We start from the raw sequence: 24,835 nt of genomic DNA, 5'->3' as shown, positions 1-24,835 counted from the left end.
GTCGATATCCGTTGGTCTCGCCACCCAATCGGTCCGCGCGCCATGGCCTAGTGAAGCCAATCATGTTGACGTGCGGGCTCCCACGGTCCGTGGTAGCTGGCTACTCCCCAAGGGAATGATCGTTCCTCATGGAGGAAGATCGGGGCGCAGGATATCGAGCCTGCTGCGCTGCCGCAAGCCCGGGGCCGAGCGCTGGGGGCGACCAACGACGCTCGGAAGGCAAATTACAGGACTGAGCTGACCGGAGCCCCGGCCTGAATACTCAGGCTAGACGCCGATCCGCTGATAGAGCCAGATTCTGAAAGAACCTCAAGTTCCCAAAAGTTCTTCCATTGTTTCTTCCATATGAAAGATTCCCCTTTGAGATTTTAAAGTCGTTAATTCTTGTCAGAACGATGTAGTAGACATTAGGGCTACTTGTTCGCGGTTTATGAACAAAGTTCGTAATCTGCGCGTCAACTTCGTAGAGCGCAGCCTTCTTCCCAACATTTGACTCAAATGATTTGGTTCGCTCTTTGCCAAGATCCGAAATGACGAGGCGTTGTTCGCCTGGCGTTATCAAGGGCGACAGCCAAGCTCTCTCCGTTCTAGAGCCGCCAGAGTTCCGCTTGTAGACGAGGTATTGGCTGGGGCTGTCTTGATAGGCATGAAGAAGGTATCTACCGGAAGATGAGTCTGCGCCAGGCGGTGCATCCTGCACCAACATACATAGCCTGAGAACATCCTTTAAGAGCAAGTAAGTTGAGTGAAGCGGCGGTATGTTCGGCTGACCGCTATTTGATAGCCTGAAAAACTTCGCCTCTAGCCAATTGTCTTGGTAGAAGCCATACGACGCAAAGTTCTCATTGAAAATGTTCAACGATGAAAGATTGATGTGAACATCTGCGTGCTTTGATGTGCCGTGATAAAGAACCTCGCTTCGCAGCAGAGATATGGGGTTCTGCACATTGCGGGAGTTCAGTTCTTGAAGAATTGCAAGAGAAAAAGCATTGGCTATAGTCGCCTCGAACTGGTATTCAGAAAATGGAGTTCCCGTTAGAAACTCCGGCATAGCCATGAATGCTTGCTCAAATATCAATGCACTCTCCAGTCTGGCCAAACTACCCGCTCCCGGCTTACCCAAACACATATGTTGGGCGCCCCTCGACACAAATTGATCTTAGGGCTGTGCGATGCGACTAACAAGCCGCGCAATCCCTAGTTTCGCGAACGAGCAAGAATGCAGTTGGGGTCCCCCTCCGGGCTGGACGCGGCGACTGCAGTAAGCGTTACCAGGCCAACTAGGCCCCACAGATGGACCAGTCGGCACCATCGGGAATGGCCATGGCAACCCGGCCGACGGCTTGCTTCTTGGCTCGGTCAATGGGCAAAAATGGAATACTTCAAACGCCGTTCTCACCAACGCTTGAAGGGCGACCGATGGTGATAGATCTTGTTGGCATGTCGGTCGAAGATGACTGAGTAATGGTTACGCAGTCTTTCGAAAAGGGTGACCGCTAGTGAGCCCTCCTTTCCGTCTTTGCGAGAAACCGCATAGCGATGCAGTGCGCCCAATACGGTATCGGGTACACAGCAGCAGGGCGTCGCTCCCTTGGACACGATGTTGACCTCTGGTGCCTGTAACGGTCGACGCTGGTTCTTGGCTTCCAGCTCGGTGTAGGCGCGGGTCACCGCCTCCTGTACGTCCGCCCTCGAAACCTTTGAACGGTTCTCCTCAACATGTATCGCGATCTCTGCGTCATCAGCAATCTTCAGGGCCGTCTCGAGAATCTCGCAAAGCAGGTCGGTGTAGGTCTTGGCGTACTCGCTCGGGCTAGTCAGCGGCGCCAGGGCGACCATGACCCTGACAGGTGAGGCGGCGATAAGCTTGACCACGGCCTCACGCTGGGACCATGTCGCATCACTCCAATGCAACCCCTTCTGGATGATAGACAGCGGATCGGCTGTCCCGAACGCATCTCCGGCCTCTTCGGCGAACAGCGTCCGTAGTTCTGTATCCAACCGGCCAGGCTCCAGAACGTCGGCAAGGCAGAGCGCGAGAAGCCGTGTGCCATCCGGATGGACGATCTCGGCCTCGTCAACGAACCACGAAGCAGGTCGCAGCTGGATGACGGGCCTAGGCTCAAATGATTTGGCGATGTCATTCTCGTCGCATACCTTCTGCCAGGCAGCGCGCAGTCGATGCGCCAGACGCGGTTCGATGCTGGATACATAGTTGACCGTGCCATCCAGACGATTGACGTTGTGCTGTTCGGTGCCCCCCTCGCCGCCCCGCGATAGATGCTCCAGGAAGCCGAACTTCTCGATGTAGTAGAGCTCCTGCCTGAGCTTGTGCTTCATCGCGCGCGGGGCGTGGGGCGCGGCCTTGTCGGCCACGCTCAGGCCGGTGACGTAGTGCTTCTGGCCGAGCTTTGAGGTGCGGAACTTGCTCTTGTTCAGTCGGAAGAAGTGACGCTTGAGTACCGTTTCGATGATCTCTCGTGTGGGCAGTTCGCCATCGCCGGACAACGTAATGTCATCGGCATAGCGTGTGTAGGTGAGCCCCCACTCCTTGGCCAACGCATTCAAATCGTGGTCCAGGGGTGTTGCCACCAGGTTGGCGATCATCGGGCTGGCGTTAAGTCCCAAAGGAAGCGTGCCTTCGATGGTCAGGAAGCGCCCCAAAGCGTTGGTCACTGCCGGCTGCAAGCCTGCCGCTTCCAGGGCGAGCTCGACGCGCGCCAACGTGATGGAGGGAAAGAAGTCCTGAATATCTGCGCTAAGTAGCCGCTTGGCACCCACGTGGCGTCTTGCGTTGTGTCGTGTGGATCGGCCTTTGACGTAGCCAAAGGCGGCCTCATGGGGAAACAGGGAGCCGGGCCGGGAGAGGTAACGCTCCAGTACCCGTGCGGCAGACTTGTGGGCATGCTTGATGACCGGGCTGTGCGCTTCCCACACGACGCGGTACTTGCTCAGATCAAAGCTATCGAGCGAGAGCGTGACGATCCCCCGAGCGTCCTCAACAGGCACCGAGGGCAATGCACGGACGGCCCGCTTGGGGATCAGATGCCGGCGATAGATGCGCTCAGGCTCGCTGTTGTCTGCGATGAACGTGAAGATCTGCGTCGCAACGCCCAGCGCTTTGGCCAGTTGCTCAACGTTGGCCGGTCGAGCCAACTGCGGGATGTAGTCATCAAGGCTCATAGCAGGGGTGGGCGCCGTGCTGGAGAAGCAAGTGATACCGCGATGGCGGACGCGACTCGCGCCCTGAACCACAGGCAGGGACGCCCACCCCTGACTCGATAATATCAGCCGGCGGGGCTCCCGCTAGCTGCATGCATTCGGCTTTGCCGGAAGAGGATCGCAACGGCACTCAGGGCCTGCGCGGCGGCGTTGATGCATCTGCGACAATGCGACTTCCTTGCCCTGGAGATGCCAGCTGATGTCGTTCAAATCCGTCCTGATCGCGCTTGGATTCAGTCTGCTCGTTGCGGTAGGCCCGGTGATGGCTCAAACCCCTACCCGCGCTGCCGCCTTGGCGCCTGCCGGCGCACCGGCTCTGGGACCGGTAACGGCGCCGGTCACGATCGTGGAGTTCTTCGACCCGGCCTGCGAGTCCTGCCGCGCGATGTATCCCCACGTGAAGCAACTGCTGGCCGCCCATCCCAAGGACGTGCGCCTGGTGATCCGCTACGTACCCTTCCATGGGCAGGTATCCAAGGAGGCGATTGGTGTGCTGGAAGCAGCCCGGGAACAGAAGAAGTTTGAGCCGGTGCTGGAGACCTTGATGCGAAACCAGCCTGTGTGGGCCAGCCATGGCGCGTCGGATCCGAAGAAGGTGTGGGAGTTCGCTCTCGCCGCGGGCCTGGACCGCGCACGCGCACAGCGCTATCTGGCGACCGGAGCCGTCGAGACCCTGATCAAACGCGAAGTGGCCGCCGTGGAAGCGGCCGACATTCGCGGCACGCCGACATTCTTCGTCAACGGCAAGCTGCTGTCCGAACTGGGTCCTCAGCAATTGAGCGCGCTCGTGGCAACCGAACTCCAGCGCACCCGTAAGAAGCCCTGATCTTGGCGCGGCCTGCCGAGGTATTCGGCAGGCCGTGACGACGTAGAGAAGGATCACGACGTGGTGCCGCCGCGACCGTGATGTCATCAGCTTGAGGCTGTGGCGTTATGACCTGTCCCTGTAGGCCAGCAGACGCAGCGCGTTGAAGACCACCAACAATGTGGAGCCTTCGTGCACGGCCACCGCCGGACCGATACCGAGACCGAAGATCGTGGCCGGCACGAGGAAGGCGACGATGCCGAGGCTGACGAAGACGTTCTGCCGGATGATGCCGCGCGTGTGACGACTCAAGCCCACGGCGAATGGCAGGTGCTTCAGGTCATCGGCCATCAACGCCACATCGGCCGTTTCCAGGGCAACGTCCGAGCCGGCCGCGCCCATGGCGATGCCGACGGTGGCGTTGGCCATCGCGGGCGCATCGTTGACGCCGTCGCCGACCATGGCGACCTTGTCCTGATCGCGCAGCTTGCGGATCGCCTCGACCTTGTCTTCGGGCATCAGGTCGCCCCACGCCTCATCCAGACCGACCTCCTTGGCCACGGCCTGGGCCACCTTCTGGTGATCGCCAGAGATCATGATCATGCGCTCGATGCCCATGGCCTTCAGGCGCACCAGCGCCTGCTTGGCCGCCTCGCGCGGCGTGTCCATCAAGCCGATCGCGCCGAGCTCCCGATCCCCCAACCGCACGACCATGGTCGTCCTGCCCTGCTCGCGTAACGCGGCGATGGCCGCCGCCGCGGCGGCGCCCAGGGCGGGAACTCCATCCGCGCCGAACATCTCGGCCTTGCCGATCCATACCGGCTGATCGCCCAGACGGGCTTTGACGCCGCGGCCGATCAGGTTTTCCAGATCCGAGGCTGTCGGCAACTTGCCCGCATCCAACCGGCTGCGACCATCACGCGCGATCGCGGCCGCCAGCGGATGATCACTCAGCGACTCCACCGCAACGGCTACCTGCAGCAGCTCGGTCTCCGAGGCGCCGTCCACCGGCACCACATCGATGATGCGCGGGCGCCCTTCGGTCAGGGTGCCGGTCTTGTCGAAGGCCATCGCCTTCAACGAACCCAGATCCTCTAGCGGCGCGCCGCCCTTGATCAGCACGCCCCCACGCGCCGCGCGGGCGATACCGGACAGGACCGCGCTCGGGGTGGCGATGGCCAACGCGCACGGACTGGCGGCCACCAGCACGGCCATGGCGCGATAGAAGCTGTCGCGGAACGGCTCATCCACCACCACCCAGGCAAACAGCAGTAGGAACGCCAGCACCAGTACCGCAGGTACGAAGATCCGCTCGAAGCGATCGGTGAAGCGCTGGGTGGCCGACTTGCGTGTCTCGGCCTCGCTCACCATCTTCACCACCCGCGCCAGCGCGGAATCCTCGGCGCGCTTGGTCACTTCCACTTCGATCGCGCCGGCCCCATTGATGGTGCCTGCGAAGACCCGACTGGCCGCATCGACGCTGTCGGGCCGGCTTCGTGCCAGCGCGGCATCCTCCACCGGCCGCTTGTCCACCGGGATGGACTCGCCGGTCACCGGTGCCTGGTTGATGCTGGAGTTGCCCTTCAGCAGGAACCCATCGGCCGGCAGACGCTCATTGGGACGCACCAGTACCCGATCACCAAGTTGCAGGTCGCCGACCGGAATCTCGGTGGTGGTCTCGCCGCGGATGACGATCGCCGTGTCGGGTGCGAGTTCGGCTAGCGCCTCGATGGCGCGCTTGGCGCGTCCCATCGCGTAGTGCTCCAACGCATGACCCAAGCTGAAAAGGAACAGCAGCAACGCACCTTCGGCCCAGGAGCCTAGCGCGGCGGCGCCGGCGGCGGCGACCAGCATCAAGGTGTCGATTTCAAAGCGCTTGAGCTTGAGGTTGTCGTAGGCCTCGAGCAGCGTGTAGGCACCGCCAAAGACGTACGCACCGATGTAGCAGGCCGTGGACAACCACCCCGGCAATGAGGCGGCGAACTTCTCGATCAGAAAGCCCGCCAGCAGCAATGCACCGCACGTCAGGGCGAAGATCAGCTCGGCGTTGGGGCCGAGCAAGCCGCCGGCGTGGTCGTGGTCGTGCTTCTCCCCCCCGTGCTCGCCCTCTTTGCCGTCATGCGTATGACCGGCGTGATCCTCATGCTGGGACGGCTTGCCCGTCGCCACGCGTGCAACGCCCATGCGCTTCAAGGAGGCTTCCAGTCCGCCCTCGTCGATCTTTTCGCGCTCGAACTCCAGGTACACCGTACCGGCCGAGCTAGCGCGAGCTTCCAGTACGCCAAACACCGAGCTCATCTGTTCGGCCACGTTGCGGGCGCGTCGCTCATGCCCGATGCCGGTGACCGTCCAGGTCACGTGACCGAAGCTTTCCGGGACGCGTGCACCCGCGGCCTGGGCCAGCTCGCGAATGCGAGCCAGCGACATCACCTGCGGATCGAAGTGCACGCACAGTTGGCCCGGCCCCTCCCCCTCGGCAGGTCGAATGTGGACGCGGTCAACGCCGGGCCGCGCGAGCAGTTCGCTCTGCAGGCGCTCGATGCACGCATCGGCGGCATCCCGCACGTGGGGAAGCACAACGGGAATGTCCAGGCGCAACTTGCCAGGGGAGGTATCCATATCGATCTCGTCAGTGCTGCGCAGATGAACCTGAGTGTCCACAGCGCAGGTGAGTGCCACGCGACAGCACGGTCGTTGCGACCGGCGCACGCGATCCCAAAGTAGGGGCTACGCCAAGGCGGCGTGCGCCCGCGCGATCACGCGATGGGTGGGCGTAAGGGGTGCGTAGAGCGCTGGGCCAGCGCCAGGACCGCAGCGATGGGCGTATAGGCCTGACCGGGGATGAGCGGCCCAGGTGCCGGGAAGTCCGGCAGAATCACCGCGTGTGCGCATACGTCCGAATGATGGAACAGGCTGTGTGCGCCTTTGGCGTCTTCACCGGGCACATCGCCGCTGGCGTCGTGCGCGTGCTGAGTGGCGCTGAGATGAGTGGTTTGGTGCTCAAGGCCATGCAACTGCCCGAGCTGGGTCAAGACCGGATGGGCCTGCACTGCCACCGCGACCAGCCACAACACGCCCAAGGCGAGCCAGGTTTTGGCGTTGGCGGTCAGGATGCGCACTCGGTGGCCCCGGCTTGCACGAATGACCCGACGATACCGAACACCCTCGCGTCCGCCAAGCGCTGTTACACCGTAACGCCTTAACAAGAAGCGCTGTTTTCTGAATTACGTGATTGTCTAACGCGCAATGGGCTGACTACCATACCCCCACTATGAAACGCGCCCTGCGCCAACTCAGCCGTCTCCTGCGCCTCCCGGCGCTGGCACTGCTGTTGTTCGCGGTGGTGGCCAATCCGGTGCTGGCGGCCGTGGGCGATATCCACGAGTCGGCCCAGGCCGTGGCCGATCATGCCGATCCGGAGCACTGCGATGTCAGCGATGACGCCACCAGCGCGGTGGTTGATCAGGATGCCGGCGATCAGGACGAGGGTTCGGCCGGCGATCTGCTGCACGCGCTGGTCCATGGCGCCCATGCGTGCGGCCACCCGGTGGCTATTCCCTCGCCCGCCCTTGTGGTCGATCCGCTCGCTCCTCAGGCGATCGCGCCTGTGCACGAGATCCAGCCGCTGGATTCCCTGCAGCCGCTGTCCCTAACCCGTCCCCCGATTACGGCCTAACGCTGCACGCCGGCTTGCCGGTGCATCGTTCTTTCGCCTAATCGGAGATACCTCATGTGGTTGCGACTGGCAGCGTGCGCTGCCTTTTTGGTCGTGCCCGTTGCGTACGCGCAGACGGGGACGGCGCCCTCTTCTACCCTTTCGTTGGACGACGCCATTGCGCGCGTTGCCACGACACACCCTGACCTGCGCATCTTCGACGGACGTCGTCAGGTCCTGGATGCCAACTTGGCATCGGCGGCCCTCAAGCCCCCGATGACCCTCGGCGCAACCATCGAAAACACGCTCGGCACCGGCAACTATCGCGGTTTCAGCGAGGCCGAGCTCACGGTCACCCTGGCTGGGGTGATCGAGCGCGGCGGCAAGCTCAACGCCCGGCAAGCCCTGGCGCTGGCCAACATTGATACGTTGGCGCCGCAGCGTGAGATGGCAAGGCTGGACCTGCTGGCCGAGACGGCGCGGCGTTATCTGGCGGTCACCGCGGCGACCAAGCGCAAGAGCATCGCCGAGTTGGACATTGTTCAACGTAGGCGCGCTGTCGATGCAGCACGTACCCGCCTGACCGCAGGTGCGTCACCTGAGTCCGTCGTGCTCACCGCACAGGCGGCCTTGGCCACGGCCGAGCTGGATCGGGATCGTGCCATTGCCGATGAAGCGGCCACGCGCCAGAACCTGGCGGCCCTGTGGAATGAGCGCACGCCCAGCTTCACCGTGGCCGCGGGCAATCCTTTGGTGCTGCCGGAACTGCAGAGCTTCAATGCACTGAGTGACTACCTGCAGAACACGCCCGAGCTTGCTGAGTTGGCGGGCGTGGAGCGTGTGCGTGAGGCCCAGCTACGTCTGGCTCGTACGCAAGCTACGCCTGATCTGCAGTGGCAGGCCGGTGGACGCTACAACCGATCTACGAGTGATGTGGGGTTCATGGCCGGCATCAGCATTCCGCTGGGGTCGGCACGCCGTGCCGCACCGGGCATCCGGGCGGCTGAAGCCGAACTGGCCATGACGCCGATCGAACGCGAGTCCCTGCGTATCGATCTGTACTCCGCGCTCACCAACGCCTACGGCAATTACTCCACGGCACGGTTGGAAGTCGGTCGCCTGCGTACCGACGTGATCCCGCGCTTGGAGAAGGCTGAGAAGGCCGCCGAGTACGCGTGGAAAGCCGGTGCGATCAGCTATCTGGAGTGGTCGCAGCTGCAGGCGCAACGCGTGGAAGCCAGCGTGCGCCAGCTGCAAGTGGCCGTCGATGCACAAGCTGCCCTGATCGAGATCCAGCGCCTGACCGGGCAGCCGATCGTCGCCAGCGGCACCACCACTCCATAAGGATTTCCACATGAAGAACGTTGCAAAGATTGCAGCTCCGACGTTGCTGCTGGGCGCTGTCCTGATGCTGGCCGCTTGCGGTGGTTCCAAGGACGCCACGGAAGAGAAAACGGCGCCTGCCAAAGAGGCCAGCGCTGAGGGTGACGATCACGGCGCCGAAGGCGAAGCCGGGCACGAGGAAGGGGAAGCTGGCCACGGTGAGGAAGCCGGCGGTCATGAAGAAGAAGGTGCCGAGAAGACCACGATCCCGCAGGAAGAAGCTGACAAGAGTGGCGTGAAAGTGGCCAAAGTCAGTGAGGGTGCCATCAAGAACGAACTGGAAGTCCAAGGCGTGCTGACGCCGATGGAAGGCGGCGTGGCCCAGGTCGCTGCGCGCTACCCCGGCGTGGTGCGTACCCTGCGCGCCAATGTGGGCGATACCGTGCGTCAAGGCCAGGCGCTGGCCGTGGTGCACAGCAATCTGAGCCTCACCACCTACACCATCACCGCACCGATCAGCGGCGTCGTCCTCAGTCGACAAGGAAGTGTCGGTGGCGTAGCCGCCGAAGGCCAGCCGCTGTTTGAGATCGGCGATCTGTCCAAGGTGTGGGTCGACCTGCATGTGTTCGGGGCCGATGCGCAGTACCTGCGTCCGGGCGTGGCCGTCACGGTCAGTCGCCTGTACGACAACGTCAGCGCTACGACGACCATCGAACGCGTGCTGCCCAGCACGTCAACGGCGAGCCAGAGCCTGGTCGCCCGTGCCGCACTGCCCAACGAGGATGGCTTCTGGCGTCCAGGCACCGCGGTCAAGGCGCAAATCACGATGTCCACCAGCGATGCGGGCGTCGTGATTCCGCAGTCGGCCATCCAGAGCATGGACGGCAAGGACGTGGTGTTTGTGCGTGACGGCGATACCTACACGGCGCGGCCGGTGAAGCTGGGTGATCGTGACTCCACGCAAGTGGCCGTGCTGGAAGGCGTGAAGGCCGGCGAGGACATCGTGGTGACCCAGAGCTACCTGGTCAAGGCGGACATCGAAAAGTCCGGCGCGACACACGCGCACTAAAGGAGACCGTCATGCTCGAAAAAATCATAAAAGTCGCGATTAATCATCGCTGGCTGGTCATGACGTTGACGGTGGCCTTGATCGCCATCGGCATCTGGAGTGCCCGTCAGATCCCTATCGATGTCACCCCCGACATCACCAACGTCCAGGTTCAGATCAACACCGAAGCGGCCGGTTACTCGCCACTGGAGGCCGAGCAACGCGTCACGTTCCCCATCGAGACGGCCATGGCCGGTCTGCCGAAGATGGAGTACTTCCGCTCGATCTCCCGCTACGGGCTGTCCCAGGTCACCGTCGTGTTCAAGGACGGGACGGACATTTACTTTGCGCGTCAGCAGGTCTCCGAGCGCGTGGCGCAAGTGAAGGCGCAAATGCCCGAAGGTATCGAACCCACCCTGGGTCCGATTGCCACCGGTATGGGCGAGATCTTCTCCTACACCATCGATGCCGATCCCAAAGCCCGCAAACCCGATGGCACGCCCTACACCGCCACCGATCTGCGTACGCTGCAAGACTGGGTGATTCGTCCGCAACTACGCAACGTTCCGGGTGTGACCGAAGTCAACACCATGGGCGGCTTCAAGCGTGAGGTTCACGTCACGCCTGATCCTGCCAAGCTGCGCTCGCTGGACCTGACCTTTGAAGATGTAGTGACGGCCCTGCAGGCCAACAACCAGAACGTGGGCGCCGGCTACATCGAACGTAACGGCCAGCAGTTCCTGGTGCGTGTGCCGGCACAGGTCTCGGACATTCCTGCCATTCAGAAGATCGTCGTCACCCGTCGTGACGGGGTGCCCATTCGGGTTCGTGATCTGGCCAATGTGGCCGACGGTGAAGAACTGCGTACTGGGGCGGCAACCCAGAACGGCCACGAGGTCGTGCTCGGCTCGGTGGTCATGCTCGTGGGCTCCAACAGCCGTGACGTCTCCCAAGCCGCGGCCGCCAAGCTTCAGGAAGCGGCCAAGAGTCTGCCCAAGGGCGTTACTGCCACGCCGGTGTACGACCGTACCTCGCTGGTGGATCGCACGATTACCACGGTCGCCAAGAACCTGATCGAAGGCGCGTTGCTGGTCATCGTCATCCTGTTCCTGCTGCTAGGCAACTTCCGAGCTGCTCTGATCACGGCTGCGGTGATTCCACTGTCGATGCTGTTCACCTTGACCGGTATGGAGCGCGGTGGCGTGTCGGCCAACCTGATGAGCCTGGGCGCACTGGACTTCGGTCTGATCGTCGACGGCGCGGTCATCATCATCGAGAACTGCCTGCGTCGCTTTGGCGAACGTCAGCATGAACTCGGGCGTGAGATGACGCTGGAAGAGCGTTTTGAAGTGGCCTCCAGCGCATCGGCCGAAGTGATCCGACCGAGCTTGTTCGGTCTGGGCATCATCACCGCCGTCTACCTGCCGATCTTTGCCCTGACCGGTGTGGAAGGAAAGATGTTCCACCCGATGGCCATCACCGTGGTGCTGGCGCTGACGGGCGCGATGATCCTGTCCCTGACCTTCGTGCCCGCTGCCGTGGCGATGTTGCTCGGTGGCAAGGTCGAAGAGAAAGAGAACTGGCTGATGCGCTGGTTCCGTGGGCGCTACGAACCTTTGCTGGATCTGAGCCTGCGTAGCGGCAAGCTGGTGGCCATCGGTGCGATCGCCCTGCTGGTTGGCAGTGGGCTGCTCGCCTCTCGCATGGGTAGCGAGTTTGTTCCCAGCTTGGATGAGGGCGACTTCGCGCTTCAGGCCATGCGTATTCCCGGCACCAGCATGACCCAGTCCTTGGGCATGCAACGCATCGTGGAAGAACGTTTGCTGCAGTTCCCAGAAGTGGAGCGAGTGTGGTCGAAGATTGGTACGGCTGAGGTCGCCTCCGACCCGATGCCGCCGTCGGTGGCTGACACCTTCGTGATGGTCAAGCCGCGTGATCAGTGGCCCAACCCGCGCAAGCTCAAGGCGGACCTGGTGGCGGAAGTTGAGGCGGAGATGAAGAAGATCCCCGGCAACAACTACGAGTTCACCCAGCCGATCCAAATGCGTACCAACGAGCTGATTTCGGGCGTGCGCGCGGACGTGGCGATCAACCTGTACGGCGATGACCTGGATACGTTGCTGGAAGTGGGCCAGAAGATCGAGGCCGCCGCCCGCAAGGTACCCGGTGCAGCTGACGTTCGCCTGGAACAGGCTGCTGGCCTGCCCATGCTCTCGGTGCTGCCCGATCGGGATGCCTTGGCACGCTATGGCCTGAATCCGGCTGACGTGCAGCGCAACGTGGCCACGGCCATCGGTGGTGAGGTGGCGGGCCAGCTGTTTGAAGGCGATCGACGCTTCGACATTGTCGTGCGTCTGCCGGAACAGCAGCGCCTGGATCCCACCGCGCTCTCGGCATTGCCCATCTCGCTGACGGCGGCCATCGCGGCCAACCAGGCTGATGAGTCGGTGGGTACGCAGGCCAACGCCGCGCAGGCGCAGGTCGTCCCGCTGAGTTCAGGGGCGCGCGGAGAGATCTCCGAGGGCGCCAACCAGATCAACCGCGAAAACGGCAAGCGACGCATCATCGTGACCGCCAACGTTCGCGATCGAGACCTGGGTAGCTTCGTCTCGGAACTGCAGTCGACTATCGACAAGCAGGTCACGGTACCGACCGGGTACTGGATCGAGTACGGCGGCAGCTTCGAGCAGTTGATCTCGGCCAGTAAGCGTCTGTCCATCGTCGTGCCGGTGACCCTGGTGCTGATCTTCGCCTTGCTGTTCATGGCCTTTGGTTCGGCCAAGGACGCGCTCATCGTCTTCAGCGGGGTCCCGCTGGCCTTGACCGGTGGCGTACTGGCGCTGGCACTGCGCGGAATTCCGCTGTCGATCTCGGCAGGCGTGGGCTTTATCGCCCTGTCCGGTGTGGCGGTGCTCAACGGCCTAGTGATGATCAGCTTCATCCGAAGCTTGCGCGAGAGCGGACAACCCATGGCCGAAGCCATTCGGGAAGGTGCGCTCACACGTCTGCGCCCCGTCCTGATGACGGCATTGGTCGCATCGTTGGGCTTCGTCCCGATGGCGCTCAATGTCGGTGCGGGTTCGGAAGTGCAGCGTCCGCTGGCCACCGTGGTCATTGGCGGAATCATCTCCTCCACGTTGCTGACGCTGGTGGTACTGCCGGTGTTCTACCGGTGGGTGCACACCCGCTTCAATCGCACCCCGGCGCACATGAAATCGTGACAGGGCACGGCGGCGGTGTACGCACCGCCGCCATACCCCGTTCCTAGCCGCTCTTTTGCATCTGTTCTTAGGAGAACACGCATGAGCACAGGGCATGATCATGGAACGTCCGAGATCCGGTACGAGAAGCCCCTATGGTGGGCGCTCGGCCTGACTTCCACGTTCCTCATCGCCGAGATCATCGGCGGTCTGGTAACAAATAGCTTGGCGCTGCTATCCGATGCGGCGCACATGATGACCGATGTCATCGCCCTCACCGTGTCGCTGATCGCGGTGCGTATGAGTCGACGTCCGGCTGATGCTCGCCGCACCTATGGCTATGCCCGTATGGAAGCCATCGGCGCGATCATCAACGGCGGTCTGTTGTTCGTGGTTGCCGGTTACATCCTGTGGGAGGCGGTCGGGCGCTTTCGTGAGCCGCCTGAAGTTGCGTCCACGGGCATGTTGGTCATCGCCACCCTGGGTCTGATCGTCAACCTGATCTCTATGCGTCTGCTACGGGCCGGCAGTGGCACCAGCCTGAATGTGAAGGGTGCCTACCTGGAGGTCTGGAGCGACATGCTCGGATCGGTGGGTGTGATCATTGGTGCGATTGTCATCAAGGTCACGGGCTGGACGCTGGTCGATCCGATCATTGCGGTGTTGATCGGCCTGTGGGTGCTACCCCGTACCTGGACCCTGCTCAAGCAGGCCGGCCATATCCTGATGCAGGGTGTGCCGGAAGGCATGGACGTAGCGGCCATCCGTAAGCGGCTTATCGAGATGCCGGCCGTGCAGGAGGTCCATGATCTGCACGTGTGGTCGCTGGGGACTGGGCAGGTCGTGCTGACGGCTCACATCGTTCTGGCGGCGGGAGTGCCCGATCCGGACACGATCCAAGTCGAACTCTCCCGGGTGATCGAGCAGCAGTTCGATATCCATGATGTGACTTTGCAGGTGGAACGCACTTCGTGCAGAAGCGAGGTGGGCCATGCCTGACCGGAATCGAGCGAGTTTCCGCAAGGTGTTCGCCCGATTCCAAGACACATCGCTCCGAGGTTCAACAAGCGCACACCGTCCGCGTTGGCGGGTGGCGCTGAGCCTGGAGCTGGTCATCCTGATGGTTGCCGTCTTCTTTGCGTTCACCGCAAACGGCGCCTTCTGGGCCAGTGTCAAAGAATCAGGCGTCCTGAGCGGCGCGAGAGAACTGCGTTTCTACATCGGGGTGACCGCCGCCCTGGTCGGCTTGCATGCGTTGCTGTTCGGCTTGGTGCTCAACCGTTGGATTGCCCGACCTGTTCTGGCGGTCCTGCTGGTGGCCACCGCTTCGGCGGCCTACTTCGCTAGCACGTATGCGGTCTATCTGGATCCGAGCATGGTCCGGAACGTGATCAGAACCGATACGCAGGAGGCGCGCGAGTTACTGACGTGGGACATGCTGGGAACCGTCCTGTTGATGGGCGTGCTGCCTGCTGCCGCGTTGTGGCTGGTGCACTTTCCTCGGGTGTCGATCAAGCGAGCGTTGTTGCGGCGGACGTTGTTCCTGGGCGCGATGTTTCTGATTGCATGCGTCGGGGTGATGGCGACGTTCCAGGATCTGTCATCGCTGATGCGCAATGACAAAGCGCTGCGCTACCTGATCGCGCCGGGCAACTACCTGGCGTCCATCACGCGCGTGCTCAGCCAAGAGGCCGGGAGCCCAAAGCTGCCGCGCCAGGTCGTGGCGGCCGATGCCCGGCAGCAGGCGCACGCGCCCTCGACCAAGTCCCACCTGTTGGTGGTCGTGGTTGGCGAGACCGTGCGCGCCCAGAACTGGGGCTTAAACGGCTACGAACGGCAGACCACGCCTCAGCTGTCGAAGTTGAACGTCATCAACTTCAGCGACGTCACTGCGTGCGGGTCCAACACGGAAGTCTCCGTGCCCTGCATGTTCTCCCTTGCTGGCCGGCGCAACTACGACCGCGAGAACATCGTGGGTTCCGAGTCGCTGCTACACGTGCTGGAGCGGGCCGGCGTCAAGACGTTGTGGCGGGACAACCAGACCGGCTGCAAGGGCGTCTGCGATGGTTTGTCCTTCGAGTCCTACCGCAAGCCGCCGGAGAGCTCGCTGTGCGATGACCAGGCCTGCCGTGATGCGGTGATGCTGCAAGGTTTGCACGATGTGATCGATGACAACCCCGGCGACACGGTGGTGGTTCTGCATCAACTGGGCAATCACGGGCCGGCGTACTTCAAACGCTATCCGGAAGCACTCCGTCAGTTTCGGCCTGACTGTCGTTCCTCGGATCTGGGCAGCTGCACGCGGCAAGAGATCGTCAACGCCTACGACAACGCCATCCTGGAAACGGATGACTTCCTGTCCAAGACGATCCAGATGCTCTCGCAAGACACCACGCACGACACGGCGATGATCTATGTCTCCGATCACGGCGAGTCGCTGGGCGAAGGCAACGTCTATCTGCACGGCTTGCCCTACTCCATTGCGCCGGACACCCAGATCAAGGTGCCGATGGTGGCCTGGCTTTCACCGGGCATGGCCAGCGGTAAAGGCGTCAACACCGCGTGCGTGCGTAGTCGGGCAAGCCAGCCGATCAGTCACGACAACCTGTTCCATTCCGTGCTCGGTCTGATGCAGGTCAGCACTACGGCTTACGACCCGAAGCTCGATGTGTTTTCGGGATGCCAGACCACGGCAGGAGCCTCGCCATGAGGCTCCCGTATTGCCCCTCACCTCTCGCCCGGCACCTGTTGCCAGGCCTTCGGCCGCTTCGAACCACGCGCTTGAAGCAGTCACTCACTTCTTCTCAAGGAGTCTCCCATGGCTGACGGTTATGGCCACCTGCCGCGTGGCCCCAAGCGTTTGATGATGGCGGCACGTTGGTCTGCTCAAGGACTGCGTGCGGCTTGGCTGCATGAGTCTTCTTTTCGTCTCGAGGTAGTGCTCGCCCTGGTGCTTGCGCCTTTGGGCCTGCTGCTGGGCGAGACCGGTGTAGAGCGTGCACTGCTGGCCACCACGGTCTTGCTGGTGCTACCGGTCGAACTACTTAACTCAGCGATCGAAGCAGTCATCGAGCGCTACGGCCCCGAGCACCACGAACTGGCCGGCCGCGCCAAAGACATGGGCTCGGCTGCGGTTTTCATGACGTTGGCGGTTACCGCCCTGACATGGCTGGCCATCTTGGCCAGCTGATGTCACCGGGCTGGAGGTTGATATGGCGTACATACTTTTTGGAGCACTGCTCTTTGCTGTGGGCTGGGGCCTGAAATCGGCGATGTCGGTTCCACACCCTGATGGCCTGACCGTCATCCTCAGCAGCACCGTCGTGCTGGTGGGCTCGCTGTTCTGGGTAGTAGTGACGCTGCACGCGCTGGATCTGCTGGTGGCGTTCAGACGCGACGATCGCCGGTACCTGTCTGAGTTCGCTGCGGCGATGCGGCCACGACTGCGTGAGTTGCTGGTGGCAACGCCGGTGATGTTGCTCGGCTTGCTCATCGCCTATCGATCCGTGGGCACCGCCGGCACCGTGGTCGCCGCTTTGGAGGCGCCGTTCTACGCGCTCGCCATCGCGTCGGCGCTGATGGCCAGACCCCTGCAGGCCACGCCCGTGCGTCGGCGACGCACGGGCATCGTGCTGAGCGTGATTTACGGCGCCCTGTTCGCGATCACGGCTGTCTTGCAATCAGTCGTGGCCACCCGTACGGGCATGCAGGGCGCCGCGCCGTGGCTGGGGGTGACGTCGGCCCTGGCCGCGATCGCGGCCTTTGTGTCGGCGGCCAAGTTCAGATCCTCGATCGAGCAGGCACGCGCTCTGTCATCGCCGGTGATCGAGAGCCTCGGCAATCCCTTTCCCAGTCATCAGAACGGGCCGTCCTCTCCCGACAGCCCATCGTCGCGTTTGCGCAAAGGTCCGCCCCCGCCGCATGGCGGGCGAAAGCGTCGACGCCGCTTCTAGATCGCGCGATCCCGCACTGAAGTTCTTGAGTCCTTTTCATCTGTTTGCACGAGCGATACGCCGATGCGTCATTCCCTTAGCGACCTTTCTCCCGGCCAAACCTGGCTCTTGATCCTGCTGGTCATCACGGCGCTGTTGGCGGGCCTGGGGCTACGCGAGCCGATGCCCGCGGATGAGCCCCGCTTTGTGCTGGCGGCCAAGACCATGGTGGAAACCGGCCAATGGCTGTTCCCCTACCGAGGTATTGAGCTCTACGCCGAGAAGCCGCCCACCTTCATGTGGCTGCAGGCGGCCAGTTATGTCTTGGTGCGCAGCTGGGATGTGGCGTTCCTGCTGCCCTCCCTGCTGGCGGCGCTGCTGACGTTGTGGCTGACGGGCGACATTGCCCGGCGCCTGTGGGGCAAGCGCACGACCGACTACACCGTGTTGGGCCTGTTCGTCTGCCTGCAGTTCGTGCTGCAAGCCAAGCGCGCGCAGATCGACATGGTGCTGGTGGGCATGACCACGCTCTCGCTATGGGCGCTGGTGCGCTACCTGCTTGAAAAGCCCAGCCCCTGGCTGCTGATGGTGGGCACCTTCGCCGCTGGCTTGGGCACGGTCACCAAGGGCGTGGGCTTTCTGCCGTTGTTGGTGTTCGTGCCTTGGCTGTGGGTGCGGTGGAAGTCGCCCCACCTCCTGCCCTCGCACCGAGGGGTGCATGTGCTGGCCGGCATTGCGGGTTTTGTGCTGGGCGCGGGTGTGTGGCTGGTACCGATGCTGGCCACGGTGGCGGCCTCATCGGATCCGGCCCTGCACACCTACGCGCGGGAAATGCTGTTCAAGCAGACCGGCACCCGCTACGCCAATGCCTGGCACCACGTAAAACCCGCTTGGTACTACCTACAGACCATGCTCACGCTGTGGCTGCCAGGCGTGCTGCTCGCGCCGTGGTTGCTGCCGGCGTGGTGGCGGCGTGTGCGTCGCGTGGACCCGCGTTACGCGCTACTGCTCGGTTGGGCGCTGCTGGTGCTGGTCTTCTTCAGTGCCAGCCCGGGCAAGCGCGAGGTCTACATCTTCCCGATGCTGCCCGCCCTGGCCATCGCGGCCGCTCCCTTGTTGGCGGGTTTGCTGCGTCGTCGCGGCGTTCGCGCCGTGCTGTGGTCCTACTTGTCGGTAGTGGTCACCGTTACCGCTGCCCTGGGGCTGTGGTTGCTGACCGCCTCACCCGAGCGCGTGCATGGCCTGCTCGACGGCCGCGGCATGGACATGGGCACGGTCAAGCAGGTCAGTGGATGGCTGCTGGGCTTCACCGTCGTGAGCCTGGTTGTGATGCTCGCCGCACGCCGGTGCGTGGTGCTTGCGCTGGTGGCCGTCACCGCCTCGCTGTGGATCACCTATGGCGTGGGGCTCATGCCGGCGCTCAGTCCGGACAGTTCTGCCAAAGCACTGATGCAGCGCGTGGAAACGACCATCGATCTGGATGCCGAGCTGGCCATGCTCGGCTGGCGCGAACAGCACCTGCTCCAGGCCGAGCGATCGGTTACCGAGTTCGGCTTCAAGAAGCCCTGGGTGGAGCAGTGGCAGCAGGCGCACGCCTGGCTCCTGCAGGACCCCACACGACGCTGGCTGTTCCTGCGCAAGGAAGCCATCGGGCCTTGCCTGGATCCAACGCAGGTCATCGACATCGGCGCCTCCAATCGACGCGCCTGGATTCTGGCACCGGGTACGGCCTGGATCCCGGACTGCGAGGTTCCGGCCACGTGGTCAGCCGATGTCAGTGAAGACTGAGTCCGGTGAGTTCAACCCGTCAATGCAACATGATCAACAGTTGCACTGATAGGAGCGAACGATATGGCAAGGATGGGACGGCCCGGCATGTCTCGAGCCCAGAAGCGAGATCTATGGCGACGATGGAAGGGCGGCCAGTCGCTCAGCGACATTGCCCGCTTCTTTGACAAGAATCCGGGTTCGATTTTCGGGGTTCTGGCCGCGCAAGGCGGGATCGCGCCGAGGGAACGTCGCCGATCCGCCCGGTCGCTGAGCTTAATGGACCGCGAAGAGATATCTCGATGCCTAGCTTCTGGCCAGTCGTTTCGCCAGATTGCGCTCAGCCTAGGGCGGCCTACCTCGACGATTAGCCGGGAAGTGGCACGGCATGGTGGCCGTGACCGATATCGGGCCGCACATGCCGATGAGGCCGCTTGGGAGGCAGCCCGGAGGCCACAGTCTTGCCGGTTGGCCGATAACCCTCGTCTGCGCTGGTTGGTGGCTTGCAAGCTGGGCCAGCAGTGGTCGCCGGAACAGATCGCCGGCTGGCTTAAGCTGAGGTTCCCGCTCAACCAGGCACTGCAGGTGTCGCACGAAACGATCTACCGGAGCTTGTTCATCCAGGCGCGCGGCCTGCTCAAGAAGGAACTCCTGGCGCACCTGCGCACGCGTCGCCGTATGCGCCACTCAAAGCTGGCCACCGCGACGCCTCGCGGCGGGATTATCGACGCGGTATCGATTCGGGAGCGTCCGGCGGAGGTCGAAGATCGCGCCGTGCCAGGGCATTGGGAGGGTGATCTGATCACGGGCAGCAACAATTCCCACATCGCGACGCTTGTGGAACGGCACTCGCGCTTCGTGATGCTGGTGAAAGTGAAGGGTAAGGACACCAGCAGCGTCGTCTCGGCGCTGAGCCGGCAAGTGAAAACACTGCCAACCGCGCTGCGAAAATCGCTGACGTGGGATCGAGGCGGTGAGATGGCCAGCCACAAGAACTTCACCGTGGCGACCGACACGCAGGTCTACTTCTGCGATCCGCAAAGCCCTTGGCAGCGCGGTTCGAACGAAAACACCAATGGCCTTCTGCGGCAGTACTTCCCCGACGGCACGGATCTATCCCGCCATTCGCAGGCATTCTTGAACAAGATCGCCAGACGTCTCAACGAAAGACCTCGTAAGACCTTGGGCTTCCAGACGCCAGCCGCTAAGCTGAGCCAAGCCGTTGCGTCGACGGGTTGAACTCACCCCTCCTTCTCCTTTCCCGCACGCCCTTCTACTGAGTCCTTCGCCATGCAAAGCCCGTCGCTGCCCCGGATGCCCAGTCTGTCGGTCGTCATTCCCGTCTTCAATGAACGCGGCAACATCGGCCCGCTCGTGCAGGAGGTGGTGCACCACCTGCGCGGCAAGATCGCCTTCGACATCATCTGTGTGGACGATCGCTCCGACGATGACACACGCGAGGTGCTCGGCTGGCTAAAAGCCGAGGTGCCCGAACTGCGGGTGTTGCTGCACCATCAACGCAGTGGGCAAAGCACCGCCATCCGCAATGGCGTCAAGCACGCGTTCTCGCCCTGGATCGCCACGCTCGATGGCGATGGCCAGAACGATCCAGCCGATATCCTCAAACTGCTAGCGGCTCGCCAAGCCGCGTCACCGCAGGTGCGGCTGTTCGCCGGCTGGCGCACCGAGCGCAAGGACACGGCCAGCAAGCGCTGGGCTTCGCGATGGGCTAATCGCATCCGGCAATCGCTGCTGCGGGATGACACGCCCGATACCGGCTGTGGCATCAAGCTGTTCGACCGCGCTGCCTTCTTGGACCTGCCCTACTTCGACCACATGCACCGCTACCTGCCGGCACTGATGCAGCGCGCCGGCTGGAAGACCCTCAGTGTGCCGGTCTCCCACCGATCGCGGGGATCGGGCCAGTCCAAGTACACCAACCTAGGCCGTGCCCTGGTGGGCATCCGTGACCTGATGGGCGTGGCTTGGCTGATCCAGCGCAGCCACGTGACCGCCACCAGCGAGCTCAGTGCCGGCTCCAAGTCATGAGCGTCATGGACCAGGAAATCCTGTGGCTGAGCTGGACGGGCTTGCACACCACGCCCTGGAAGCTCATTGGCCTGACTGGCGCGGCCTTGTTCGGCGTGCGCTGGCTGGTCCAGTTCGTGGCGTCCAGACGCGCCGGCCGGCCGGTGATCCCGCGCTTGTTCTGGTACATGAGCTTGTGCGGCAGCCTGATGGCCTTGAGCTACTTCCTGTTCTCTTCCAAGCAAGATGCCGTGGGCGTCGTGCAGAACCTGCTGCCCGCCTTTACCGCCGCCTACAGCCTGTATTTGGATATCCGCGTGCACCGAAGGCACGACCGGGCTGGTCGCCAGGGCCAGCAAGCACCGGGTGAAGCGGGCGCGCTGGATCGCCTCAATGACTGAGGAGGTCTCCGCATTCGACACGCGCCCTAGGCCTGTCCCAGAGGCGGCAAGTCCGCCCAACACTCCCATCTCTCTGCCCGCTCACTTCAACGTCTGGTGGGGCCTACTGTTACCGGCCGCCACCCTGATGACGCTCACCGTCGTCCTGACTGGTGAGTGGGACATGCGCGTGGCCTCTTGGGTCTACGCCTGGGGCGACAACGCGTGGAGCTACAAGAACGGGTTCTGGACGGAGCAGATCATCCACAAGGCCGGACGAGCTGTTACCACTGTCGGTGTGCTGACGGTCCTTGTCCTGATCGCCATGACCTACCTTCGCCCGCGCCTTCGGGGCTGGCGAGGACCGGCGATCAGGCTGTTCACCGCGATCGCGATTTCTACGGCGCTGGTGTCCATCCTGAAGCGATACTCGGGGTTGGACTGTCCGTGGAGCATTGCAGGCTTGGGGGGAAGCAACCCCTATCTCACCCTCTTCGACTTCAGGCCATTGAAGAGCGGCTGTTTCCCCTCCGGACACGCTAGCAGTGGATACGCGTGGCTTGCCTTGTACTTCTTCTTTGCCGAGGTCCGCGTCAAGCATAGATGGACAGGGCTGGCGGTGGGCATGACTGTAGGACTTCTGTTTGGCATTGGTCAGCAACTACGGGGAGCGCACTTTCTCTCGCACGATGTCGTGACCGCGCTGATCTGCTGGGTCGTGCCTGCGAGTCTATTCATGCTGCGAGCGCGTCATCGTCAGCCACCACGGGGTGCAGCGGGCTGAGTGCACGACTTTTTCGACGTTATGTCAGCCAATTCCGGATAAAGAATATCGACTCTCAATGAATGTCAACTCTCGTCCAGAAGCGGGGATATCGATACCGATACGAGTCTAGTTCTTGGCTAGGAGGGGTATCGCACGGATATACAGAAGCATCGCGGCCAGTTCGACAATGGTTTGGGTCACGATGACGGCTGGGATGATCGGTAAGGCGTCGGGCACGGCGAGCGCCAACGGCAAAACTACCAACGAGTTGCGAGTTGCTGCTGCAAAGCCGACCGCTCGGCCTGCTGGTGCTGGCAGCTTGAATGCGCGTGCCACGACCAGTCCCAAGATGGGCGCGATGATCGCGAAGGCTAGATAGAAAGGTAGCGCGTCCATAGCAGCGCTTACTGCTAAGCTCAGTTGGGGCGTCACAGCCGCAATGACGATCAGTAGCACAAGTGCCGTGGCTGGCACAGGAAGAAGCCCACCTACACGTGTGAGCGTCGCAATGCCGCTGAACTTTGGAGATAGCGCTTGCAGGGTGGCAGCCAGCGCCATCGGCATGACGATCAAGATGACGAACGCGTGCAGGAACGGTCCTGGTTTTACCAAGCTCGAGGACTCAGCCCCTAGCAGCAGATTCAGATACACCGGCAACAGCAGCATCTGCACAATCAACAGCACGGGTGTGGCGGCCAGCAGTAACGAGGAATCAGACTTCCCAAGGTGCGAGAACGTCACGACATAGTCGATGCACGGACAAAGCAGCACGAACAGCATCGCGATGCGGATCAGAGGATCCCCAGGGAACAACGGCAAGGCCAAGGCCACCAACATCGGTATCACGATGAAGTTGGCCACCAGCAAGGCGCCCATGAAGCGTACGTTCCGCAGCGAGTCCCGGATGCGCGACAGGGGAACCTGGAGGAAGGTCACGAAGAGCATGACGCCCAGTGCAGGGTTGATCGCCGACTCAAGCGCCTCTGTGCCAGGCACCAGCATCGCCAGTACGAATCCGAGCACCAGCGCCACAAAGTAGATGGGCGTCTGGACGTGCTCAAGCCGCTCGCGCGTCAGCTCCCGATTCATGGGGCAGCTACCTCGGATTTGGCGGGCCGATTAGCCAGCCAGAAGCCGACAGCCAGAATCAACGCGGTGGTGATCTGCGCGCCGATGCCCTCAACTGTCGGATACAAGCCCAGCAACTCGACCCGCGGACCACCGTCGAGCCAAGAGATGGGCAAGTAGCCTGCTTCCTGCAGCGCCGAGACGGCCTTGCCGATGAGCACTACAGCCAGCACGGCAATCAGCAGCGAGCTGTACCGGAAGAACTGGCCGATCGGCAAGCGCCGGCTGTATCGCATCATCAACCAGGCAATGACGACCAGAACGATGGATGCCGAAAGGCCGCCAGCGATAACGCTGCTGGCATTGCCTTGGCTCCAGATGGCGGCATAGAACAAGATGGTCTCAAACACTTCCCGATAGACCACCACGAAGATCAGACCCAGCAGGAACAGACCCGACTTCCGGCTCAGCGCCTGACCCAACTTATCGCGTACGTAGCGTTGCCAGTTCTCCGCATGGCTCTTGCCGTGCATCCAAATGCCCACCCACACCAGCACCACCGCCGCCAGCAACGATCCGAACCCCTCGGACAGTTCTCGGCTGGCCCCGCTGATGGAGATGACCCAAGTGGCCAGCACCCACGTCACGATGCCGGCCCCTAATGCCGACACCCAGCCTGCATGGACCCATGGCAGCATTTCGGTCCGCTCGGCTTTGCGCAGCAGTGCGATCATCGCGATAACAATCAGCAACGCCTCCAGCCCTTCGCGGAGCAGGATGGTGAAAGCCGCCACGAAGCTGGCTACGGCCGATGTCTGGCCCTGATCTAGCACCTGTTCGGCTAGGGCGAAGAGATCGTCCAGGGCCGTGACCTGGCCTTGGAGTTCATCGGCAGCCACATTGGCCGCAATACCCGATCGCACGCGCGCCATGGCCGCTTCGATCTTCACCATCAAGGCGTTGTCGCGTGCCGCCAGCAGCGGCTCCACTGGCTCAAATCCGTCCAGATACGCAGACAGTGCCAAATCCTTGGCCTGTGTAGGTTGTCCGGCGCGGTAGGCCGTCATCGCCTCCTCAAGCAATTTGCGCGAGGTCGCCAACGCCGAGCTGACATCCTGTGCCTGTGAGGCGTCCGGATGACGACGCAAGTACGCCACGATGGCTGAGGCCTGTTCTGCCGATCCCACCGTTGTGCCCAATGCGGCGGGCGTAGTGCTGACGTAGGCATCGAAGTTGAGCTTGGCGCGCAGCGCCGCATCGCCTTCAATCAGCTTCTTTCCGGCATCGACCTGATCTTCCGGATACGCCATGGCCCCTACGTAGGTCGCCAGTGCCCAGCGATCCTCGACCGGCAAGCTCGCGTAGCTCACCATCGAGGTGCCTTCCAGGCCTTGGTCGATGACCTGGTAAAGGGCAAAGACGCTGCGCTCCTCGGCGCGCGCGCGATCGGTGAAATCAATCGGTGGGGGATCCAAGCCTGCACCGGCGGGTCCATCACCTGCACCCGAGGGGCCATGGCAGGCCGCACACAGCTGCGCGTAGAGAACCTTGCCACGTCCGTAATTGGGCGATTGCATTGGAAGCAGGGGAATCGGATAGGCCTTCACCAGGAGCGCAGCCAGCGCACGCGCTTGCTCTGCG

19 protein-coding genes and 2 pseudogenes are annotated in these 24,835 nt (G+C 62.6%); 14 read left to right on the top strand and 7 right to left on the bottom strand.

Annotation, left to right across the window (positions count from 1 at the left end; translation table 11 throughout):
- Nucleotides 1–262 precede the first annotated feature (262 nt).
- Together CSC76_RS04040 and CSC76_RS04035 are read right to left on the bottom strand one after the other, a co-directional pair.
- On the bottom strand, nucleotides 263–1,078 hold the full coding sequence (locus CSC76_RS04040) for a hypothetical protein (RefSeq protein WP_162108755.1): 816 nt from the start codon (nucleotides 1,076–1,078) through the stop codon (nucleotides 263–265).
- Nucleotides 1,079–1,395: 317 nt separating this feature from the next.
- On the bottom strand, nucleotides 1,396–3,183 hold the full coding sequence (locus tag CSC76_RS04035; RefSeq protein WP_162108754.1) for a reverse transcriptase family protein: 1,788 nt from the start codon (nucleotides 3,181–3,183) through the stop codon (nucleotides 1,396–1,398).
- A gap of 238 nt (nucleotides 3,184–3,421) precedes the next feature.
- Between CSC76_RS04035 and CSC76_RS04030 the strand changes: the two genes are divergently transcribed.
- Entirely contained in the window at nucleotides 3,422–4,048 is a 627-nt protein-coding gene (locus CSC76_RS04030; protein WP_056881651.1) for a DsbA family protein, read from the top strand.
- A 105-nt stretch (nucleotides 4,049–4,153) separates the two neighbouring features.
- Here CSC76_RS04030 and CSC76_RS04025 read toward each other — a convergent pair whose 3' ends face one another.
- Both CSC76_RS04025 and CSC76_RS04020 read right to left on the bottom strand, forming a co-directional pair.
- The gene (locus CSC76_RS04025) at nucleotides 4,154–6,646 is read right to left on the bottom strand and encodes a heavy metal translocating P-type ATPase (RefSeq protein WP_162108753.1); all 2,493 of its coding nucleotides are present in this window, start codon (nucleotides 6,644–6,646) and stop codon (nucleotides 4,154–4,156) included.
- A 137-nt stretch (nucleotides 6,647–6,783) separates the two neighbouring features.
- Entirely contained in the window at nucleotides 6,784–7,146 is a 363-nt protein-coding gene (locus CSC76_RS04020; protein ID WP_056881653.1) for a hypothetical protein, read from the bottom strand.
- 152 nt (nucleotides 7,147–7,298) lie between these two features.
- Here CSC76_RS04020 and CSC76_RS04015 point away from each other — a divergent pair, with 152 nt between their 5' ends.
- From CSC76_RS04015 to CSC76_RS03955, 13 genes are all read left to right on the top strand, one after another.
- The gene (locus CSC76_RS04015; RefSeq protein WP_056881654.1) at nucleotides 7,299–7,703 is read left to right on the top strand and encodes a hypothetical protein; all 405 of its coding nucleotides are present in this window, start codon (nucleotides 7,299–7,301) and stop codon (nucleotides 7,701–7,703) included.
- A 54-nt stretch (nucleotides 7,704–7,757) separates the two neighbouring features.
- Nucleotides 7,758–9,026 carry a TolC family protein gene (locus tag CSC76_RS04010; RefSeq protein WP_162108752.1) on the top strand — a complete coding sequence of 423 codons (1,269 nt, stop codon included), beginning with the start codon at nucleotides 7,758–7,760 and terminating at the stop codon, nucleotides 9,024–9,026.
- 10 nt (nucleotides 9,027–9,036) lie between these two features.
- Nucleotides 9,037–10,074: an efflux RND transporter periplasmic adaptor subunit gene (locus CSC76_RS04005; RefSeq protein ID WP_162108751.1), complete on the top strand. Its 1,038-nt coding sequence runs from the start codon at nucleotides 9,037–9,039 to the stop codon at nucleotides 10,072–10,074.
- Between the two features lie 11 nt (nucleotides 10,075–10,085).
- Nucleotides 10,086–13,274: an efflux RND transporter permease subunit gene (locus CSC76_RS04000; protein ID WP_162108750.1), complete on the top strand. Its 3,189-nt coding sequence runs from the start codon at nucleotides 10,086–10,088 to the stop codon at nucleotides 13,272–13,274.
- Nucleotides 13,275–13,355: 81 nt separating this feature from the next.
- Nucleotides 13,356–14,252 (top strand): cation diffusion facilitator family transporter, encoded by an 897-nt coding sequence (locus CSC76_RS03995; protein WP_056881658.1) that lies wholly within the window; start codon nucleotides 13,356–13,358, stop codon nucleotides 14,250–14,252.
- Nucleotides 14,245–15,963: a phosphoethanolamine transferase gene (locus CSC76_RS03990; protein ID WP_162108749.1), complete on the top strand. Its 1,719-nt coding sequence runs from the start codon at nucleotides 14,245–14,247 to the stop codon at nucleotides 15,961–15,963. The genes CSC76_RS03995 and CSC76_RS03990 overlap by 8 nt, the downstream gene beginning before the upstream one ends.
- A gap of 108 nt (nucleotides 15,964–16,071) precedes the next feature.
- The gene (locus tag CSC76_RS03985) at nucleotides 16,072–16,443 is read left to right on the top strand and encodes a diacylglycerol kinase (protein WP_056881660.1); all 372 of its coding nucleotides are present in this window, start codon (nucleotides 16,072–16,074) and stop codon (nucleotides 16,441–16,443) included.
- Between the two features lie 22 nt (nucleotides 16,444–16,465).
- Entirely contained in the window at nucleotides 16,466–17,206 is a 741-nt protein-coding gene (locus CSC76_RS03980; RefSeq protein ID WP_162108748.1) for a hypothetical protein, read from the top strand.
- Nucleotides 17,207–17,269: 63 nt separating this feature from the next.
- Nucleotides 17,270–18,973: an ArnT family glycosyltransferase gene (locus CSC76_RS03975; RefSeq protein ID WP_081420486.1), complete on the top strand. Its 1,704-nt coding sequence runs from the start codon at nucleotides 17,270–17,272 to the stop codon at nucleotides 18,971–18,973.
- A gap of 63 nt (nucleotides 18,974–19,036) precedes the next feature.
- Nucleotides 19,037–20,191 carry an IS30 family transposase gene (locus CSC76_RS03970; RefSeq protein WP_054663587.1) on the top strand — a complete coding sequence of 385 codons (1,155 nt, stop codon included), beginning with the start codon at nucleotides 19,037–19,039 and terminating at the stop codon, nucleotides 20,189–20,191.
- A 75-nt stretch (nucleotides 20,192–20,266) separates the two neighbouring features.
- A complete protein-coding gene (locus CSC76_RS03965) occupies nucleotides 20,267–21,001 on the top strand; it encodes a glycosyltransferase family 2 protein (protein WP_056881663.1) in 735 nt (244 codons plus the stop codon).
- Nucleotides 20,998–21,381 carry a lipid-A-disaccharide synthase N-terminal domain-containing protein gene (locus CSC76_RS03960; RefSeq protein ID WP_056881664.1) on the top strand — a complete coding sequence of 128 codons (384 nt, stop codon included), beginning with the start codon at nucleotides 20,998–21,000 and terminating at the stop codon, nucleotides 21,379–21,381. The genes CSC76_RS03965 and CSC76_RS03960 overlap by 4 nt, the downstream gene beginning before the upstream one ends.
- 127 nt (nucleotides 21,382–21,508) lie before the next feature.
- Nucleotides 21,509–22,144 carry a phosphatase PAP2 family protein gene (locus CSC76_RS03955; RefSeq protein ID WP_162108746.1) on the top strand — a complete coding sequence of 212 codons (636 nt, stop codon included), beginning with the start codon at nucleotides 21,509–21,511 and terminating at the stop codon, nucleotides 22,142–22,144.
- A gap of 108 nt (nucleotides 22,145–22,252) precedes the next feature.
- Here CSC76_RS03955 and CSC76_RS03950 read toward each other — a convergent pair whose 3' ends face one another.
- The 3 genes and pseudogenes from CSC76_RS03950 to CSC76_RS19380 form a co-directional block, all read right to left on the bottom strand.
- Nucleotides 22,253–23,215 (bottom strand): arsenic resistance protein, encoded by a 963-nt coding sequence (locus tag CSC76_RS03950; RefSeq protein ID WP_056881665.1) that lies wholly within the window; start codon nucleotides 23,213–23,215, stop codon nucleotides 22,253–22,255.
- A pseudogene (locus tag CSC76_RS19385) lies at nucleotides 23,212–23,670 on the bottom strand (FTR1 family protein); the annotation flags it as partial. The gene CSC76_RS03950 and the pseudogene CSC76_RS19385, both read right to left, overlap by 4 nt.
- Nucleotides 23,671–23,709: 39 nt before the next feature.
- A pseudogene (locus CSC76_RS19380) lies at nucleotides 23,710–24,771 on the bottom strand (FTR1 family protein); the annotation flags it as partial.
- Between the last annotated feature and the right edge of the window lie 64 nt (nucleotides 24,772–24,835).

This window comes from Pseudoxanthomonas mexicana (assembly GCF_010093385.1).
Classification (GTDB): Bacteria; Pseudomonadota; Gammaproteobacteria; order Xanthomonadales; family Xanthomonadaceae; genus Pseudoxanthomonas_A; species Pseudoxanthomonas_A mexicana.
Note: the sequence above shows the minus strand (reverse complement) of the source record. Positions and strands in the feature narration are given on the sequence as shown.